General features: G+C 68.7%; 18 protein-coding genes. 13 read left to right on the top strand and 5 right to left on the bottom strand.

The features are described 5' to 3' along the window. The first annotated feature begins 9 nt into the window (after positions 1–9). The 7 genes from AMYNI_RS0133080 (at position 10) to AMYNI_RS0133110 (ending at position 6421) form a co-directional block, all read left to right on the top strand. Complete coding sequence (locus tag AMYNI_RS0133080) at positions 10–729, top strand: ABC transporter permease (protein ID WP_020672397.1); 720 nt, start codon at positions 10–12, stop codon at positions 727–729. Positions 730–767: 38 nt separating this feature from the next. Beyond that, a complete protein-coding gene (locus tag AMYNI_RS0133085; RefSeq protein WP_026361243.1) occupies positions 768–2228 on the top strand; it encodes an alpha/beta hydrolase in 1461 nt (486 codons plus the stop codon). Positions 2229–2697: 469 nt separating this feature from the next. Then, on the top strand, positions 2698–3972 hold the full coding sequence (locus AMYNI_RS0133090) for an aminotransferase class I/II-fold pyridoxal phosphate-dependent enzyme (protein WP_211225525.1): 1275 nt from the start codon (positions 2698–2700) through the stop codon (positions 3970–3972). After that, positions 3962–4453 (top strand): DUF6190 family protein, encoded by a 492-nt coding sequence (locus AMYNI_RS0133095; protein ID WP_020672401.1) that lies wholly within the window; start codon positions 3962–3964, stop codon positions 4451–4453. The genes AMYNI_RS0133090 and AMYNI_RS0133095 overlap by 11 nt, the downstream gene beginning before the upstream one ends. A gap of 5 nt (positions 4454–4458) precedes the next feature. Beyond that, complete coding sequence (locus tag AMYNI_RS0133100) at positions 4459–5256, top strand: dihydrodipicolinate synthase family protein (protein ID WP_040407567.1); 798 nt, start codon at positions 4459–4461, stop codon at positions 5254–5256. Between the two features lie 65 nt (positions 5257–5321). Then, the gene (locus AMYNI_RS0133105) at positions 5322–6167 is read left to right on the top strand and encodes an iron-containing redox enzyme family protein (protein ID WP_020672403.1); all 846 of its coding nucleotides are present in this window, start codon (positions 5322–5324) and stop codon (positions 6165–6167) included. An 11-nt stretch (positions 6168–6178) separates the two neighbouring features. After that, the gene (locus tag AMYNI_RS0133110; RefSeq protein ID WP_020672404.1) at positions 6179–6421 is read left to right on the top strand and encodes a Rieske (2Fe-2S) protein; all 243 of its coding nucleotides are present in this window, start codon (positions 6179–6181) and stop codon (positions 6419–6421) included. 67 nt (positions 6422–6488) lie between these two features. Here the strand turns inward: AMYNI_RS0133110 and AMYNI_RS0133115 are convergent, their stop codons facing one another. Next, positions 6489–7160, bottom strand: coding sequence for a TetR/AcrR family transcriptional regulator (locus tag AMYNI_RS0133115; protein ID WP_020672405.1), 672 nt, complete (start codon positions 7158–7160; stop codon positions 6489–6491). 136 nt (positions 7161–7296) lie between these two features. Between AMYNI_RS0133115 and AMYNI_RS0133120 the strand changes: the two genes are divergently transcribed. The 5 genes from AMYNI_RS0133120 (at position 7297) to AMYNI_RS0133140 (ending at position 12583) form a co-directional block, all read left to right on the top strand. Then, a complete protein-coding gene (locus AMYNI_RS0133120) occupies positions 7297–8268 on the top strand; it encodes a DMT family transporter (protein ID WP_020672406.1) in 972 nt (323 codons plus the stop codon). 30 nt (positions 8269–8298) lie between these two features. Continuing rightward, positions 8299–9111 carry an MBL fold metallo-hydrolase gene (locus tag AMYNI_RS0133125; RefSeq protein ID WP_020672407.1) on the top strand — a complete coding sequence of 271 codons (813 nt, stop codon included), beginning with the start codon at positions 8299–8301 and terminating at the stop codon, positions 9109–9111. A gap of 24 nt (positions 9112–9135) precedes the next feature. After that, the gene (locus AMYNI_RS0133130; RefSeq protein WP_020672408.1) at positions 9136–9840 is read left to right on the top strand and encodes a DsbA family oxidoreductase; all 705 of its coding nucleotides are present in this window, start codon (positions 9136–9138) and stop codon (positions 9838–9840) included. 37 nt (positions 9841–9877) lie between these two features. Continuing rightward, the gene (locus AMYNI_RS0133135; RefSeq protein WP_020672409.1) at positions 9878–10546 is read left to right on the top strand and encodes a response regulator transcription factor; all 669 of its coding nucleotides are present in this window, start codon (positions 9878–9880) and stop codon (positions 10544–10546) included. An 810-nt stretch (positions 10547–11356) separates the two neighbouring features. Next, positions 11357–12583 carry a Fic family protein gene (locus AMYNI_RS0133140; protein WP_026361247.1) on the top strand — a complete coding sequence of 409 codons (1227 nt, stop codon included), beginning with the start codon at positions 11357–11359 and terminating at the stop codon, positions 12581–12583. A 136-nt stretch (positions 12584–12719) separates the two neighbouring features. On the opposite strand, the gene AMYNI_RS0133145 is transcribed toward AMYNI_RS0133140, so the two are convergent. Together AMYNI_RS0133145 and AMYNI_RS0133150 are read right to left on the bottom strand one after the other, a co-directional pair. Then, a complete protein-coding gene (locus tag AMYNI_RS0133145; protein WP_157357536.1) occupies positions 12720–13778 on the bottom strand; it encodes a hypothetical protein in 1059 nt (352 codons plus the stop codon). Positions 13779–14361: 583 nt separating this feature from the next. Next, the gene (locus AMYNI_RS0133150) at positions 14362–15810 is read right to left on the bottom strand and encodes a pentapeptide repeat-containing protein (protein WP_020672412.1); all 1449 of its coding nucleotides are present in this window, start codon (positions 15808–15810) and stop codon (positions 14362–14364) included. A gap of 263 nt (positions 15811–16073) precedes the next feature. On the opposite strand from AMYNI_RS0133150, the gene AMYNI_RS0133155 reads away from it, so the two are divergent. Beyond that, positions 16074–16262, top strand: coding sequence for a hypothetical protein (locus AMYNI_RS0133155; RefSeq protein ID WP_020672413.1), 189 nt, complete (start codon positions 16074–16076; stop codon positions 16260–16262). Here AMYNI_RS0133155 and AMYNI_RS0133160 read toward each other — a convergent pair. Together AMYNI_RS0133160 and AMYNI_RS0133165 are read right to left on the bottom strand one after the other, a co-directional pair. Next, positions 16243–17346 (bottom strand): alpha/beta hydrolase family protein, encoded by a 1104-nt coding sequence (locus AMYNI_RS0133160; RefSeq protein WP_026361248.1) that lies wholly within the window; start codon positions 17344–17346, stop codon positions 16243–16245. The two genes, AMYNI_RS0133155 and AMYNI_RS0133160, sit on opposite strands and share 20 nt — an antisense overlap. Before the next feature lie 99 nt (positions 17347–17445). Continuing rightward, a complete protein-coding gene (locus tag AMYNI_RS0133165) occupies positions 17446–18426 on the bottom strand; it encodes a zinc-dependent alcohol dehydrogenase (RefSeq protein WP_020672415.1) in 981 nt (326 codons plus the stop codon). Between the last annotated feature and the right edge of the window lie 110 nt (positions 18427–18536).

Consider the following 18536-nt stretch of genomic DNA (forward strand, 5'->3'; position numbering starts at 1 on the left):
GCTTCAGTCATGCTTTCGATCGCTCTCAGCGAGCTGATCCAGATCTTCCGGAACCGCTCGGTGCTGATCACCAGTTTCGTGATGCCGGTCGCGATCAGCGCGTTCTTCATCTACCAGCACGAGCTCTTCGCCTCGGTGGGCAGCCTCGGCTACATCGCGGCGATCGTGATGTTCACCGTCTGCGCGTTCGGGCTATACGCCAGCTCGGTGACCACCCTGGCGTCGCGCCGGCAGAACCTGTTCCTCAAGCGGCTGCGCTCCACCGCGGCCGGTGACGCCGGCATCCTGACCGGGCTGGTGCTGCCGGTCACGGTCATCGCGCTGGTTCAGGTTGCCGTGATCATGGCCGTGCTGGGCGTGGTCACCGGCACGCCGGCCAATCTCGGCCTGCTGGTGCTGGCCGTCGCCGCCACCGTCGCCATGATGATCGGCCTCGGCCTCGCCACCGCGGGCCTGACCAACTCCCCGGAGCACGCCCAGGTCACCACCCTGCCCGTCAGCCTCGGCGTGATCGCGGTGGCCAGCTGGGTCGGCATCGCCGGCACCGAGGACCTCACCCTGCTCAAGCGGCTGCTCCCCGGCGGCTCGGCGACCGAGCTGGTCGTCAACGCCTGGAACGGCGGCGTCGCGGTCACCGATTCGCTGCTCCTGCTCGCGCCCACGCTGGCCTGGGTCGTCGTCGCCGTCGTACTGGCTTCCCGGCTCTTCCGCTGGGAACCCCGCCGGTGAAACTGTCCGATGTGGACTGACGAGTGAAGGAGTCGTACATGCGTAAGGCCGTCCTACCGGTGCTCGCCGCTGCCTTGGTGGCCGTTTCGACCCCCGCGCTGGCGTCCGCGGATTCGCTGAAGTGGGGACCATGCCCGGCCGACGCGGCCAAACCCGGGCTGGAGTGCACCACCCTCGACGTTCCACTGGACTATCGCGACCCCGACGGGCAGACGATCGAGATCGCGGTCTCGCGCCTGGCGAGCACCGATCCGGAGAAGCGCCGTGGCGTGCTGCTGACCAACACCGGCGGACCGGGCGGTGCCGGGCTCGACTTCCCGGCCGCCCTCCGGGACCTCGGGATGCCGCAGGAGGTGCTGGACAGCTACGACGTGATCGGGATCGATCCGCGCGGGGTCGGCCACAGCACGCCGGTGACCTGCGACCTGACGCCCCTGGAACACCCGACCAACATCCCGATGTTCGCGCGGAACGCGGCCGACGTCGAGGACGAGGCCAAGCGGGTGGCCGGCGTCGCGGAGAAGTGCGGATCGTCGGCCACGGCGCCGCTGCTGCCGCACATCACCACGGCCAACACCGCGCGCGACCTGGACCGGGTCCGCGAGGCGCTGGGCGAGTCGAAGGTGTCCTACTTCGGCATCTCCTACGGCACCTACCTCGGTTCGGTGTACACCACGATGTTCCCGCACCGGAGCGATCGGTTCCTGATCGACAGCGCGACCGGCCCCGGCGGCTGGGATGCCGCGTTCTCGCGGATGTTCGGGCAAGGTGTCGAAGACAGGTTCCCGGACTTCGCGGAGTTCGCCGCCACCCATCCCGAGTACGGCCTCGGCAGCACACCTGGCCAGGTGCGGGCGAAGTACTTCGAGCTCGCCGCGCGGCTGGACGCGAAACCGAGCACGGACGGCTACAACGGCCAGGCGTTCCGCTTCGTCACCTTCGCCAACTTCTACTACGACAAGAACCTGCCGTACCTGGCCGAGGTCTGGCGCGCGCTCGACACCGGCAACCCGGTGCCGCCGCCCACCGCCGCCGAGCAGCCGCCCGGTGCGGCCGGCCTCCCGTCGGACAACTACCTGGCCAGTCAGCTGCACGTGATCTGCAACGACTCCGACTGGCCCGAGTCGGTCGGGACCTACCAGCGCAACGTCGCGGTCGACCGGGTCCGCTACCCGATGTTCGGCGCGGCCGGGGCCAACATCACCCCGTGCGCGTTCTGGCCGGCCGAGCCGGCCGAGCCGCCGGTTCAGATCACCGACCGCGGCCCGTCCAACCTGCTCATCCTGCAGAACCTCCGCGACCCGGCCACGCCGCTCGCCGGTGCCCGTGAGCTGCGGAAAGCCTTCGGCGACCGGGCCAGGATGGTCACCGCCGACCAGGGCGGGCACCTGGCCTACCTGTTCAAGGACAACCGCTGCGCCAACGACCTCGCGACGAACTTCCTGATCACCGGCCTGCGTCCGCCGCACGACCTCGCCTGCGGGGCCGAACAGTCCTGATCCCGCCGCCGCACAGCGGTAAAGCCTGCTCCGGGAACCCGCGTCTCAGCGGATTCCCGGAGCAGTTCCGTTGCCGCGGATAAACCCGTAGTTTCGTAAAGCAATTAGTGACTCTGAGCGATACGCTGTGTGCGGTTCGGCGGTTCTGCGCTCATAAAACATTGCCGTTTCGGTTGCGGTGGACCTTCCCCGAATCTTGCAGAAAACTGCCCCATGGGGCATGTTGAAAAACTCTGCGTGGTTGATCTGGTGCTGAGTGTGGTGTCGGACCATTTTTGTGCGGACGTCAATGTTCTTTCGTGCAGAGTGGTCTGGGCGGGGTCAGCATAAATGCCCTTGCAAAGTTCCCCATTTCGGCGGATGGTCGCGGGTGGTGGCGATTCCTAAGATCAGTGTGGCCGGTCGCGAGGCCGGTTGACGTGCGTCGTGGGGGGCGTCCGTTCAATCTGGGGTCTGCGGGATTAGCACGGTGCCGCCCACGGCGTTCTGTGTCCAGAGTTGTCGGTCGGAAACGACGACATCCAACGAGGGGGATTACCTAGTCATGCACAATGATCTCGAAGTCATGCCCGGTCACGAAGAACTGCCGGACGTGGCGCAGTTCGTGGATCTGACGCAGCACGAGATTCTGGCTCTCAGAACAAAATACAACCTGGCCGATGCGCATACCCACCAAAGACAGTCGGCGTCCCAGGATGCGATAGTCGCGAACCTGCCGCAGGTGTGGCACGAGTCCGAGGACAATCTCCAGGCCTTCTACGAAAAGCGGTTCCTCGACTCGTTCTTCAAGTTGCACAAGCAGCCGACGGCGGCCGCGATGTCCAAAACCCTGCTCTCCTACTCGGCCAGTGTGTCCACCATGGTGGCTGCCATGTACCTGCGGCGGCACGACATGTCGGTGTCGCTGGTCGAGCCGTGCTTCGACAACCTCGTGGACCTGCTGAAGTACATGGGCCTTGCCGTGGAAGCGCTCCCCGAGGAGTCCTTGCACGAGGTTGAGCAAATATACTCCGGGCTGACCTCGGTGACCACCGACGCGTTGTATCTGGTGGACCCGAACAACCCGACCGGTTTCACCCTGCTCAAGGACGGCCGACGGGGATTCGATGAAGTCCTTCGTTACTGCAAGAACCACGAAAAGCTACTGATCATCGATTTCTGCTTCGCTTCCTTCGCGTTGTGCGCGGACAACCTCGATCGGGTCGACATCTACCGGATGCTCGAAGAGTCCGGGGTGACGTATATGGCGATCGAGGACACCGGTAAGACCTGGCCGGTCCAGGACGCCAAGTGCGCGATGATCACGGTCAGCGAGGACATCAGGGAAGAGGTGTACTCATTGCACACCGCGGTGCTGCTCAATGTGTCACCTTTTGTTTTGAACTTTCTGGCCCAGTACGTCGATGATTCCATCGCGGATGAGCTGGCTTCGGTCAAGGACGTGATCACCGAGAATCGTGCCGCGGCCGTGCAAGCGCTGGACGGGACCGTCCTGGAATACCTGCGGCCGGTGGTGGAGACCAGTGTGGCCTGGTTCCGCATCCGCCGGGACGACCTCACCGCCTCGCAGCTGCAGCGCATGCTCTTCGAGGACGAGATCTACGTTCTGCCCGGCACGTTCTTCTACTGGAACGAGCCGAGCCGGGGCGAGCGGTACGTGCGGATCGCGCTGGCCCGCCGGCCTGAGGAGTTCGCCGACGCGATGGTCGCGATGCGGAAGGCACTGGCGAACCATGGCGGCTGAGCGGTATATCGACGCGTCGCTGTTCATGGGCATGCACAGCGTCAACGAGGCCGTCCGCCTCGCGTGCAAGACGTTCTTCGCCGAGCGGATGGGGCAGACGTTGGTGATGAGCCTCGAACACGTCGGCCGCTGCGACGACCTGGTGTGGCGGTATCCGAGGGCGATCCAGGACGAGTACTACCCGTTCATGGACAACCTGCACACCGACGCGGCGATCCGCCGGATCGGCTACGACGAGAAGAGTGTCCGGACCGCCCAGTCCACGCCGGAACTGGCCGGGCTCGACCTCGGAGACCGGCTGCTGCTCGGCATGGTGCTCAACGGCGGCGGCGAGCTGCACACGGTCAACCCGCGGCTGACCGGCCGTCCGGAGCTGCCGGTCCGCCACGTCGCGAGCCCCGGGACGGCTCGTTTTCCCGCCCTGTTGGAGACGTTGTACGAGCGGTCCCGCGTCCTTCGCGTCGCAGGTCAGGATTGGTGAAGCCGATGTACTCAGGAACGATCGTGCCGCTGGTGACCCCGCTGGACGTGGACGGCGCTGTCTCCGCGCGGAGCGTGGACCGGCTGGTGGAGTCGGTGCACCAGGACGTCACAGCACTCATGCCCGCGCTCAGCACCGGCGAAGGCTGGCAGCTGTCCGACCGGCAGTGGGCCGACATGGTGGCGTTGACCAGGCGGCACAGCAGGGGACTGCCGGTGCTCGCCGGCGTCCAGGCACCCACCACCGAAGCGGTGCTGGCGCGGGCGAAGCTGGGGGAGGAGCTGGGGGTCGCGGCAGTGGTGGTCGGCACGCCGTACGGGCGCGCTGTCACGCAGGACGAGATCTACCGGCACTACCGCGCCCTGGCGGCCGAGCTGGCCACGCCGATGTTCATCTACAACGAGTCCGCGGTGTCGGGGAACAGCGCGGAACTGGAGACCCTGCTCGGGGTGCTGGCGCTGCCCGGGGTCGTGGGGGTGAAGGAGTCCAGCGGTTCACCCGAGTTCACCGGGCGGGTGCTGCGAGCGAATCCGCCGGTACCGGTGTTCCAGGGGTGGGAGAACCTGCTGGCCGACACCCCCGGGGTCGCGGGGTTCATCGGCCCGCTGGCCAATCTGGAACCGGATCTGTGCAACGGAATGCTCAATGATCCGGTTCCGGACGGGCAGGCCAGGGTGGACGAGGCGTGTGCCAGGTTCGAGCTGTTCGCCGACGACTGGTACCTCCGGGTCAAGCGCGAACTCGTCCGGCGCGGCGTGATCACCACCGATCGAGTGGTGGACGAGCCCAAGGTGCGGACATGAGCAGTCCTATGTCAAGCCGCGGCACCCAGGATGACCACAGCGCGCGCACTGGCGGAGGAGGAGGCATGAGCGCACCGGACACCGCGGATATCCAGCGTGCGCTCTACCGGTACAACCGTTCGGTTCCGGACGCGGCAGGCTACGCCGAGCTGCTCGATCTGGAGCGGCGCTGGGTGGTGCGCCGCGTCGCGGAGTACGAGGCCGCCGCACCCCGGTTCGGCACCCTGACCGAGGTGCTGGCTGCCCTGGGGGACCGGCTCACCGAGGAGGAGCGGTCCGGGCCGACCGAGGACGAGGTCTTCCTGGCCGAGCGGGCCACTCTCGACCAGTTCAAGGTGGTGGTCGCCGAGTTCGCGGTGGACGGGCTGGTCGAGTCGCAGTCGCACCTTGCGATCGTGCCGCGGCTTCCGGCGAAGGTCCGCACGTGCGTGCTGCGCGTGCTGATCGACGAGTTCGGCTGCGGCAACGACGCGCAGGAACACGCCCAGCTGTACACGGCACTGGTCGAGGAACTGGGGATGCCGACCGATCCAGAGACCTATGTGGACAGTGTCTCGGCGCAGTGCCTGGCGTTCGTCAACCAGTTCCACTGGCTGGCCGGCAGGGCGCCGTCGCCGGAGTACTTCCTCGGCGCCTACGCGTACTTCGAGGCGAGTGTGCTCTACGCGTTCCGGTGCTATGCCGCGGCCTGCGAACGGCTCGGCATCCGGAACGGCCGCTACTACAGCGAGCACCTGCACATCGACAGCTTCCACAGCAAGCAGATGCGGGGTGCGATCCGGGCGCTGGAGCAGTACCGGCCGGTTGACCTCCGCAAGGTCTGGGCCGGGATCGAGTTGAGCAGTGCGATAGCCGCGGAGGCCACCGCCGCGGCCATCGGCAGGGCACGGCAACTGGTGAGTGTCCGGTGAGGAGCGCGGCAGTGCGCCAGGTGACGGAGACCGAGATCGAGGTCGAGGTCGACGGCAGGCGGATCGTCGTGCAGAGCGAGTGCCCGCACCGCAAGGGCCGCTTGCGGTTCGGGTTCGTCAACGAACGCAGGCTGAGCATCACCTGCCCGTTGCACTACTCCACCTTCGACCTGCTCACCGGCCGCCAGCTGAGCGGTCCGGCGTGCGGGCCGCTCCGAGTACGCCCCCGTCCCGCCGGGGCGGAGTCGTGCTGAGGCCCGGCGTCGGGCGGTGCTGGCGGCGGTACTGGTGATCGCGTGCCGTGGCCGCACCGCCTTCGGCTCAGCCACGCGGCCGCGGCAACAGGCGCCGGGCGAGCAGTTGCAGCGCGTCGGTGATCTGCTCCCTGGTCTGCCCGCGCTCGTCGCGCTGGTAGCGGTAGACCTCGGGGGAGAGCGGTGCGAGCAGACTGTCCACAAGGGACTCGGCGCCCTCGATCCCGGCCTGGCGGAGCAGTTCGAGCACGTGCAGCCGCCAGAACCGGTAGGCCCCGGTCGCCAGCCTGGAGGCGCCGGACTCCGCGCCCAGTGCGAGTTGCAGATGCTGGTCGAGCAAGTTGATCATCGACTCGTAGAAGGCGGCGAGGCGCTCGGCGGGGGCGGCTCCGGGGCCGAGCGGCGGTGCGCCCCGGATCAGCTCGTGCTGCAGCTGGCGCTCGTGCTCGTCGAGCAGGGCCACCGCGACCGAGCTGGGACTGGGGTATCGCCGGTACAAGGTCGCCCGTCCGACCCCGGCCGCGCTGGCGATGTCCTCCATCGTGACGCTGCGCGGATCGACCGTGGCGAACAGCCGCTCCGCGGCCTCCAGGACCTTCACCCGGTTGCGGGTGGCGTCCGCGCGCTCCTTGCGGCCGGTCCCTTCCTGGCCGACGAGGTCGAGCGAGATCCGTCCCGGGGCTGTTGCCGGGGCGTCGGCACTGGGCCTGTCGGCAGGCCGGTGGCCGTTGTTGACCATGCACTCAGCCTAGCCCCAGGCGGAATCCGGAGACAAGTGGACACCGCGTCCACATATCGGTAGAGTGCCGAATCGGAACAAGTGGACACTGTGTTCACTTAATTCGCTCATCGGACTCAACTCGGCGGGACGACTCATGGATGTGGTGGCGTTACTGGCGGCCGGTCTGTTCATCGGCTGCCTGCTCGCGGTTCAGGCCTCGGTCAACCTCCAACTGAGCAATGCGGTCAAGACTCCGTACGGCGCATCCACCCTGCAGCTGACGGTCGCCACCGTCCTGCTCGCGGTGCTGGCCGTCGCGGTCGGGACGATCGGCGCGGTTCAGCTGATCGGGGACGTCGAGTGGTGGCATCTGCTCGGCGGGCTCGCCAGCCCGCTCTACATCACCAGCGGAATCCTGCTGTTCCCCCGGCTCGGCGCACTCACCGCCGTCGGGCTGTTCGTCACCGGGCAGATGTTCGCCTCGCTTGCCCTGGACCTGTTCGGGCTGATCGGGGTCGCCAGGCAGCCGCTCACCATCGGCATGGTGCTGGGCGCGCTGGCCGTGCTCGCCGGGATCACCGTGATCATCCGTGGTCAGCAGGCGGCCGCCGCCAAGCCGAAGCCGGCCCCGCAGTCGGTGGGGGCCATGCACAAACCCGCCGTCCCGGTCGGGCACGTCGGCTGGATCCTGCTCGGCCTGATCGCCGGTGCCGTGCTGCCCATCCAGGGCGCGGTCAACGCCAAGCTGCGCCAGGATCTTCAGGCGCCGATCACGGTGGCGATGATCAGCTTCATTGTCGCCACCCTGACCATCGTCGTGGTGCTCGCGCTGATGCGCGCCTCGCGGCGCACCCCGGCGCCGCAGCTGCGACCGCTCAAGCGGATGCCGTGGTGGGGCTGGCTCGGCGGTGCCTGCGCGGCCACCTACGTGACCGGCACCTTCTTGCTCATCCCGGAAATCGGCGCCGCGACGACCGTGGCGCTGGCCGTCACCGGGCAGCAGGCCGCCTCGGCGCTGATCGACGGCTTCGGCTGGTTCCGGATGCCGAAACGCACGCTCACCCCGCCGCGCCTGATCGGCCTCAGCCTGCTCATCGTCGGCTCGATCCTGGTGCAACTGGCGTGACCGGCACCAGCGAGATCGGAGGATCCCGTGTTGTCCAACCTGCGTAGCCCCTACCTCGCCCTGCCGGGCGTGCACGCACTGCCGTCCCACCTCCCGCTCGGCGAGCTCGGGCTGCTCCCGGTCAACGCCTACCTCGTGCAGGGCTCGGAACCCGTGCTGGTGGACACCGGCATGGCGATCGACCGGGGCGCCTTCGAGGAGGCGCTGTGGTCACTGGTCGACCCGCGGGACCTCCGCTGGATCGTGCTCACCCACGACGACCGCGACCACGCCGGGAATCTCAAGGAGGTGCTGATGGCCGCGCCGAACGCGACCGTGATCGCGAACGGCCTCGCCGTCTCCCGGCTCGGCGAGGAATGGGATGTGCCAGCGCATCGCGTGCGCACGGTCAACCCCGGCCGCACCCTGCACCTCGGCGACCGGAGTTTCACCGTGATCCGGCCGCCGTCCTACGACTCGCCGTCCACCATCGCGGTCTACGAACACGGCAACCGCGCGCTGTTCTCGGCGGACAGCTTCGGCACCGTGCTCGAGGACATGGCGGACAACGCCAACGAGGTCAACGAGCAGGACTACCTCACCGGGATGTCGCTGTTCACCAGGGCGAACGCGCCATGGACGGCGCTGGCCGATCAGTCCAAATGGGACAGTGCGCTGGCGGAGGTTCGCGGACTCGGGCCCAGCACGGTGCTCAGCTCGCACGGCCCCACCGCGACCGGCCGGACTCAGCACCTGCTCGAAACCGTCCGCGGCGTGCCCTCCGCGGATCCTTGGCTGCCCGAAGAGGACATCGAGGTCGAGGCCGTGCTCGACCGCTACGAAACCCAGCCGCTGCCCGACTGATCCACCCACACCGAGGAGAGCACAGTGCCCGCGAAAGCCCTTGCCGACACCGACCTGACCCCGCCGCCGGGTGTGATCACCATCTTTTCCGATATCTGGTGCTCGTTCGCCCATATCGCGGTGTACCGCTTGCACGTCACCCGGAAGCGGCTCGGACTGGAGAGACGGGTGTTGTTCGACCACCGGGCCTTCCCGCTCGAACTGCTCAACGACGCACCCAGCCCGCGGTCGGGCACCGACAGCGAAGTCGGCCGGATGGGCCAGCAGGAGCCCGCGGCCGGCTGGCAGCTGTGGCAGGCGAAGGAGTACCTGTACCCGTCCACGACGCTCCCGGCGCTGGAGGCGGTGCAGGCCGCCAAAGACCAGGGGCTGGCCGCCGCCGAGCAGCTCGACCTCGCGCTGCGCCGCGCGTTCTGGGCGGAGTCGCGGTGCATCAGCAACCGCAAGGTGATCCTGGATGCCGCCGATTCCACCGGGGTGGTGGACATCCGCGCGCTCACCGAGGCACTCGACCACGGCACGGCTCGAAGGGCCCTCTCCGAGGACGCCGCGATCTCGGCGACCGAGCGGGTCGACTGCAGCCCCCACCTGTTCCTGCCGGACGGTTCGGACCACGCGAACCCGGGCATCGAGGTCCGCTGGGAAGGCGACTACGGCGTTGGCTGGCCGGTGGTCACCCAGGACGATCCGGCCGCCTTCGAGGAACTGCTGAAGAAAGCGGCCGTTTGACCGGGGCACCGGGAAGTTCGACCAATCGGGTACAACGATGTGCGACGAGTTCGATGCCCTGAACGACCGCGGACGTACCGTCCGCATCCTGCTGCTCGACAGCAACTGGATGTTCCGCACGGCCCTGCGGACCGCGATCGCCACCTGCGTCAGCCTGGACGTCATGGCGGAGGCGACCACCTGCGACGACGCGCTGACCGAGATGCGCACCGATCGTCCCGACGTGGTCGTGTGCACCGACACCAGCGACCCCGAGGTGGTGATCGCGAAGTTCACCGCCGCATTACCCGACTGGCCGATCCGCATCCTGCTGCTCAGTGATCAGGACGTCCCGATTCCGCGGCTGGCCGGCTGCGACACCGTCGGCCTGCTGCGCCGCTCCACCGGCCCCACCGAAATCATGTCCGCGGTTCGCCTCGTGGCCGCGGGCTACTCGGTCATGCCGCCCGCGACCGGTGCCGACGTGCACCTCCCGACGCCGGCCGACCGGATCGGCCTCACGCCAAGGGAACGGGACGTGCTGCGCCTGGTCGCCAAGGGCCAGACCAACGCGGAAATCTCGGCCCTGCTCCGGCTCGGGCAGAGCACGGTGAAGTCCCACGTGCAGAACCTGCTGAACAAGCTGGGCGCCCGGAACCGGGTGACCGCCGCGATCTACGCCTACGAAACCGGCCTCGTCCAGCTCGCCAACCCGCACGAAGAATAGACCGCCGGTCCGGCAAGGTGCGGATGTTCTCGGTCCGCGTTCGGATGCGGCAGTGACCGGCAGGTGTAGGCGGCCGCTGTTTTCGCCGGCGCAGAGCGGCGATTAATCGTTGGTTGCCGCGGTGAGTCTGGCGTGTCTGATTTGCGGGCATCCGGGCGTCGCCTGAACGGAGCAAGGGGTTTAACTTTTGCCTGTGCGGTAAGGAATTCGTGTTATCGGGGATGGTTGCTGTGGCATGGTGCCGTGGTTGCCGAATGAGGAGCTGAATTCCTCGGTGCGGGCTGTGCGGGATTATCGGGAATTGACCGGGGGCGGCCGGTGTAGCTTTGTCGGCGGTTGCTGGCATGCTCTGTGCGCGGGGGCGGCGCGGCAGGCGGGTGTGCGGGCTTGATCGGCAGGCGGGGCGGGATGGTTCGATTTTCGGTGCTGTACGTGGTTTCGGGGACCGCCGATGGGGGTTCGGCGCGCCTGGTCAGTGAGGGCGCCGCGGGTGCTGCTCACCTGGTCCGGTCGCTGGTCTCACTCTTTGCGGTGAAGTTCCGGGATTGTTGTACGCATTGCGGAGCGGCCGGGTTCTTGTCTGCGGTCGGTCGCGGTGGCAACGCCGATGATGGTTCGGACGTGCATTTTCGGTGAAAGGTGGTGGTCGAACTGGTGCGGTGCCCCGCCGTGCAGTACGAGCCGCTGATAGCCCGGCGCCGGAGTGCGTCGGCGCGAGAGCCCCTGAGCTGCCCACCCCTGAGAAGATGATCTTGTATTGCCACTTTTCACCGTTTGCTGTCATTAGGTAACTTCGGGATTCTCTGCGGCATGAACGATAAGAACCCCGTGACCGGGGTGTGGGATCGCACTGGGGACCTGTCCGGGTTTCCGGTGGCGATTCAGCGTGAAGGGGCCTGGGTCCCGCGGCCCCTGCCCTCGGACCTGCCGTTGCGGTCGGAGACGCATCGGGCGCTGGCCGCCGCGGAACAGGCGTTGGGGCGGTTGGACGAGGCAGCGCAGCGGCTGCCGGACCGGGCCGCCCTGGAGCGGCACACGATGTTGCGGGAGGCGCAGAGTTCGGCCGCCTGGGAGAACATGCCGCTGGCCCTGATGGAGGTGCTGCTCGCCGAGTTGCCCGGAGCGAAGGCGCCCAGGGCCGAGGTGGCGCCGGTGCTGCGGTATCTGGAGGCCAGCACCCAGGCGTTCGACGCGGTCCGGGCCGGACGGCGGGTCGATATGGATCTGCTGGGCAAGACCAGCCGGCTTCTCCTCGCCCCGACGGCGGACGACGCCGACGGGGAGGCTGGGAAGACAGCAGACGGCGGTTTCTGGCGGACGACCCAGAGCTGGGTCGGCGGGCGCACCAGGGACACCGCGGCGCTGCTGCACACCTCGCCCGGCCCGCATCTGCGCGCGGTGATGGCGCAGTGGGAGGAATGGGTGGCCGACCACTGCGTGCTGCCGCTGGTCGGCAAGATCGCGATCGGCCATCACCAGCTCGAGGTGATCCATCCGTTCGGCGGTGGCAACGGCTATGTCTCCCGCCTGTATGCCAGCCTCGAACTCGTGCGCGCCGGGGCGCTGCGGGATCAGGTGCTGCCGTTGTCGGTGTGGCTGGACCGCAACCGGGACGTCTACCACGCGCAGCTGCGGCACGCCATCGACACCGAGAGCTTCGAGGAGTTCATCAGGTTCTTCGCCGGCGGAGTCCGGGAAGCCTGCCTCGGCCAGATCGAGCTGATCCGGCGGATGGACGCGGTGCGCGCCAAGCACAAGGAGCTGATCAGCCGGGCCGGGAACGCGTCCCGCGTCGCCGAGGGGTTGATCGCGATGCCGGTGACCAACCACCGCGACATCGCCAAACGCTTCGGGATGTCGGTGAAGAACGCCACCGAGGTCGCCCGGCAGCTGCAGCACGCCGGGCTGCTCACCGTGCACGGTGGCAAGAACTACAACAAGGTGTTCGTCTGCCAGGACGTGCTCGATCTGTTCACCCTCAACGATCCCATCCCGCCTCGCGGTGACCGCGAGGTCTTCCGCGGCCGCACCTCGTAGTCCGAAAGGGTCCCCGCCATGACATCACATTCGAGGTCCGAGACCGGTGCTGTGCCCGGGTACACGTACGTCCGGCGTGGACGTCACCGGCGTCCGCGCCGGGACCGCCGGCCGCGGTGGCGGCGGGCGGTGCTGCTCATCCAGGTGATCTTGGCGGTGCTGCACCTGTTCCGCGATCGATGATCCGCGCGGCCGGGAGCGGCGCGTTCTCGGGCAGTCCCAGCAGGACGCGGACTTCCTCGGCGCGCAGCTCGTCGACGTCGACCAGCACCGCCAGCGCCCGGCTGAAACTGCTCCGCGCGGATCCATACCGGCCGGCGAGCCACTGCGCCCGTCCCAGTGCGACCGCCACGTCGGCGTAAGCGCCACCGGCCTCGGCGGCGCGGGGCCGGAGGGTTTTCTCGGCGCGGTGCAGGTAGTCCACGGCCGCCTCGACCCGGCCGGCTTCGAGAGTCACCGTCCCGATCGCCCACACCGTGTGCGCCACCATGAGCTCGTCGCCGGCTCGCTCGCGCAGCGACAGCAGTTCGAACAACGCGTCCAGCGCCCGGTGCAGCCGAGCCCACCCGCGGTACAGGGCGGTCAGCGACTCCAGGACGCGGACACACCCCGCCAGATCGTCGGCTTCACGCCAGATCGCCAAGGCGCGCACCCAGCGGGCTTCGGCGGCAAGGTGATCCCCTTGGCGCGCGGCGTGCCGGGCGCTGCGTTCGAGAACCTCGCTCAGCACGGCGGGAATCTCGCTGGTGATCGCGGCGTCCTCACCGGCGTCGGCCAGCGCGCGATGCCACCGCGGGTCGTCGACGCGATCGGCGATGTCCCACCACGCCGCCGCGGTCAGCGCGGCCTGCTCGGCCGCGCCCGCGGCGGTGGCGCCCTCGAGCACGGTGATCAGCAGGAACCGGTGCCGCAGCAGCCATCCGGTCGTGCCGGCAGTGTCTTCGGCGGCTTCGGTGTCTTCGGCGGTGCGCAACGCCAGGCACACCCGCGCGTAGTCGTCACGGGAGCGGTCCGGCGTCTGCGCGCGCACCGCCGCGCGCACGACCGGCACCACCTCGGGTGCGATCCGGAGCAGGCCGGCTTCGGATCGCAGTAAGCCGTCTCGAACCAAAGCCGCGATCTCACGGTCCGTGTCCCCGGATTCGGCGGCGATCGCCAGCAGCGGCGCCGTCAGCTCGTCCGATCCTGTGTTCACGAAGACCCGGAGGACCGCGGCTGCGGTCTCAGACAATGCGTCGTACGACTGTGCCCACCCATCGCTCACCAGCAACCTCTCCGCAGCCGGGCCCCGCCCCCTGCTGTCCTGTCGTGGTTCGTGGCTCGTGACTCCTGTGATCGCCTGCCGTGACTCGCCCGCCGGCGGCCAGGTGCCGAGCGCCAGGTCGCCAGCTTCGAGCGAACCACTCACAGCGCCGCGGCGCGACCACTCGACGGGCACAGTTCGTTCACCACGGCAGTACGTGCCGGCACGCGCAGGCACACCTCGACGCTGTTTCTTCCATGGATTGATCTTGACTGTCAACCGATCCGGTGAACCCCACCTCAAACCTGTCACCGCCGTACAGGCAAGTTCGTGAAAGCTTTGCGTCACCGGCGCTCCTGTCCATGGAGACAGCACCCTAGACCAACCCCTTGCGCATGCAAGTGCACGCGCATTGAACGGTGTACAGGAACCCTCGGCCAGGTAGACCCCTGCGGTCGTGCCGCGCGGTGCCGGCAGGTCGGCCCGATATTCGTCCTTTGTGGACGAAGAAGCGGGCCGTGACCGGCCGCGTCGATCAATGCCGCGGGGAGACGGGCTCGGTGCGTTCGCTTCGGTCCGGTGTGCAGCGGGTCAGTTCTTCCCACGGCTGGCCGTGGTCGGGGACGGTCGTCCAGCCTGCCGGCCACCGCCGCCCTCGCAGTGGCGTTGACGGGCGCGCTGCCGCGGCGTCGCTGAGTTCGACGTCGGCGTCGTCGTCGAAGAACACCTCGTTGCGGAAAAGTGCGCCGGAAAAGGTCGCTCCGGCGTAGAACACGACCGTGGTGAACCTCGCGGCCTTGTTGATGATGACGTGTTGGAAGGACGGGGCGCGGGGGAAGGTGGCGCCGGTGAACTCGGCGTCGCCGAGGAAGGTGGCGCCGTCGAACCGGGTGTCACCGGCGAAGTAGGCCTGCCGGAACCGGGCGGCTTCCGGCACGGTGCAGCCATGCCAGTCCAGGTCGATGAGGGTGGCACCGCTGAGATCGACTTCGATCTCCGGCGAGAGCCTGCCGCCGGACGGCAGGGAGTTCAGGTGGGCGCCGAGCAGGCGTTGCGCCTCCAGGCGCACTTCGTGCTCGTCCTGCAGATACGGCCGGCGCAGGTACTGGCACAGGACACGGGCCACTTCGGCGCCCAGCAAGGGGTTGGCCCTGGCGAGCGCCACCATCCCGCGGAAGGCTTCGCCCTGTTCGGCGGGGGCGTTGGCGCGGGTCTTGGCCAGCAGCTTGTGGAAGTCGCTCAGGACGGTGCGGGCAGCGCGGATTCCCTCGAGGGCACCGCAGGAGGTCCGGTCTTCCCAGAGCGCACTCGGGATCTGGGGTGGATCGGCGATGCGCCAGTCGGGCGGGCGGAACAGGGCGAGCACTTCCTTGGAGCGCCGCCGAGCCCGATGCCGGGTCCCCGGCGGCTGAGCGCCGACGCCCTGGAACATCGTTTCCACCTTGGCGCGGGTGAAGCTCCGCGCTTCGGCGTCCTCGGGCGTGCGGAACCAGAGATCAGGATTCATCAGTGCGAATTCCCGGGAGCCCTGTACCGCGTAGGTCTTCCCCGCATTGACGGCTTTGACCGCATATCCCGGGACTCGTTGACTCGACCCGGAGTCATCCGAGCCCTGCAGCACGAGGCGCTCCGGCTCGGCGGCTGGGGGAGCGGGTTCGGGGGAGCGGGTTTTCTCGTCCCATGCCGCCTGCCACAGGGCGTCGACCTCGTCCAGGACGGCGTCCGGATCGCGCTGGCGCGGCACGGCGGCGAGCATCGCCTCGGCGACCCGCAGGGTGCGGGTGATGTCGGGCAGCTCGGTCCCGGACAGCACCGCGCGGACATGGGTGTGGGAAGGGCCTTTGGTGCCGAAGCGGTGCTGGATCCAGGCCGCGACCCGGCGGCTGCTCAGGTGCCCGGACCGGGCGTGCAGCAGGTGCAGCCTGACGTTGAGCTCCCGGTGCGCACCGTCCGGCAGGTCCGGACGGCTCCACGCTCTGCCCACGAGGTCCTCCCCAGGCTCGTAGTGAAGAAAGCATTGTAAGGAACTGGAAACCGGTGTAAAAACTGCCGCCCTGAACGCGTCCGGCCCTCATCGAGCCGGCCCGTGGAAACGGCCCCGTGGACGGTCGAAAAAGTCATACCAAAGCGTTGGCCTGGCATGGACGATTTTGTAAAAACGGGCTGCGGCCTGGTGCTTTCCTAGCTCTCATCGCGCGGCGCGAGTCGGTGCCCGTGCGCCGGGAACGGGAGAAAGGGCATCAACTGATGCGGGACTGGATGATCGGCGTCTACGCGGTCGTACTGCTCACGCTGATCGCGGCCGCGGGTTTCGTCGGCCTGTTCGGCAAGGACGACCTCCGCGGCGAACGGGCGCTGAAGATCCTCAAGATCGTGCTGGCCGCACTCGCCGGCGCCGGCGGGCTGCTCGCCGCCGTTATGGCCGGTGGAAGGTGATCTCCGGGAACTCGGGGGCCGGGCCGGTGAGCAGTCGCTGCGGGATGCCGCGCAGGTGCTGGTCCACGAACGCGGCGACGTAGGTGCGGGTCAGATGGAGGCCGCGGGCGGGGTCGAGCGGCATCGTCAGGTCGACATCGGCCTGCTGGACGAGCAGTTCCAGGTCGGTGCAGAAGTAATGGCCGGCGTCGGCGACGGCGAGCCAGCGCTTCCAGCCGGACATGCGGGGCCACACCGCGTCCCAGGACGGATCGACGTCGCCGCCGGGGTGATGCTGAAGTTCGGGACTGCCGGCCAGGAGGAACGGGCGGTTGAGCGGATCGGGCGGCGACATCGCTCCATCGAGGTTCACTCCGGCGTCGACGCGACGGTCGGCGCGCATCGTGGTGGCCGCGGCACTCCCGCCCATGGAGTGCCCCACGACCGCGACGCGGTGCTGGTCGACCAGCGGGTGGTGGCGGAGCTCGTCGAGCACGAACGACAGGTCGACGCCCCGGTTGAGCGCGATCGGGGCGATACCGATCTGGTCGGGTAGCCGGCAGGCCGCGCAGGGAAGGACCCCGCTGGGGAACTTCGCGGCGACGGACTCGAAGGCGTGGTCGACCGCGGCGGCGACGTAGCCGCGGGACGCGAGATCTTCGGCCATGGCGGTGAGGGTGTGGCGGGGAACGGTGAAGCCGGGCGAAAGCAGGACGAGCGGGCGACGGCCGGGCAGCGGATGGGCGTCGGTACGCGACCAGGTACGGGTGCCGGCCAGTCGTTCGGCGGTGAGCTGCGGAGCGACCTCGGCGTACTTGGCCGCGAGCGCGGTGGCCTCGGCCAGGTCCAGATAGGGAGCGCGGCCGCCGGTGCCCCGCACGGCCGGGTAGTACAGGGTGACCATGAGCTGTCGTGGCCCGGCTTCGGGCACCCAGGGATCGACACGATCGTGGTCGGTGAGGGCGAGCGTGGCACGCCCGACTGCGTCACGTCCGGTGGGTGCGGGCAGCGACAGTCCCGTAGTGGCCGCGGCGGCGGGGATGGACAAGGAAAGCAGGCAGAGCGCGGCGACCGCCGCGGCTGTTTTGACGCGAAGCTTTCGCATGCCTCGACTGTGCCCCGGCCGGCTGGGCCGAAACATCGGGAAACCCCCGGAGACAAGCCCTGAGATCCGCTGGGCCATTCACCTGAAGGGGGTTTCCGGTCACGGCGTGATGACGACTTTCAGGCCGGTGCGGCGCTGGGCGGCGGCGAAGGCGGCAGGCGCGTCGGCCAGCGGGACCTGGGACGACACCAGGGAGTCGAGCTCCACCACGCCGCGTGCGGCCAGGTCGATGGCGCGCGGGTAGACCTCGTTCATCCGGCGCACCATCGAGATCGTCAGCTCCTTGCGGCGCGCGAGCGACGCGGGGAACGTCGTCGTGCCCGAGCTCGGGATGCCGCAGAGCACCACCCGCCCGCCCGGTCGCACGGATTCCATGGCGATTCGCACCGCGTCGTCGTTCCCGGCCATTTCGAACGCGACATCGACGCCGCACGAGGAAAAGTCGGGAGCCGGATCGAGGGCCTCGTCGGCGCCCCATTTGGCGGCTGCTTCGCGGCGGTGCGGCAGCGGCTCGACCGCGATCAGCCGGGACACCCCGGCGGCACGCAGCAGCTGGATCAGCAGCAGGCCGACCGGGCCGCAGCCGACGACCGCCACCGTGCCACCGAACGGCACCTGTGCCAGATCCAGGGTCCACAGCGCGACGCCGAGGGGTTCCAGCATCGCGCCGCCCGCGTCGGAAACCGTGTCCGGCAGCGGCTCCAGCCGGTGCGACGGCCACGGCATGACCTCGCGCATCATCCCGTCCGTCGCACCGTTCCCGGCGAACAGGATGCGGTAGCACAGGTTCCGCTGCCCGTCCCGGCACGCCCGGCAGGTCTCGCACGGGATCGCCGGGTCGATCGCGACCCGTTCCCCGCGTCGCGGCCCGGCCACGATCTCGCCGGCGCCCTCGTGCCCTGGCACCAGCGGCCGCTCCAGCTTCGCGTCGCCGATCGCGCCGTTTTCGTACCAGTGCAGGTCCGATCCGCAGATCCCGACCGCGGTCACCCGCACCAGGGTTTCACCCGCGCCAGCTTCCGGCGCGGGCTCGTCCCCGACCCGCAGGTCCGCGCTTCCGTGCAGCCTCGCTGTCCGCATTTTTCGTACTGTATCGGCTTTTTCTTGAACCGCGGAGGTGGCCGAGCGCGGCCCAACTCGTGCGCAGGGGTGACCTGACGGCATCGCGGGCCTAAGAACCTGGCTGGCCG

The sequence above is a fragment of the Amycolatopsis nigrescens CSC17Ta-90 genome, from assembly GCF_000384315.1.
Taxonomy (GTDB): Bacteria; Actinomycetota; Actinomycetes; order Mycobacteriales; family Pseudonocardiaceae; genus Amycolatopsis; species Amycolatopsis nigrescens.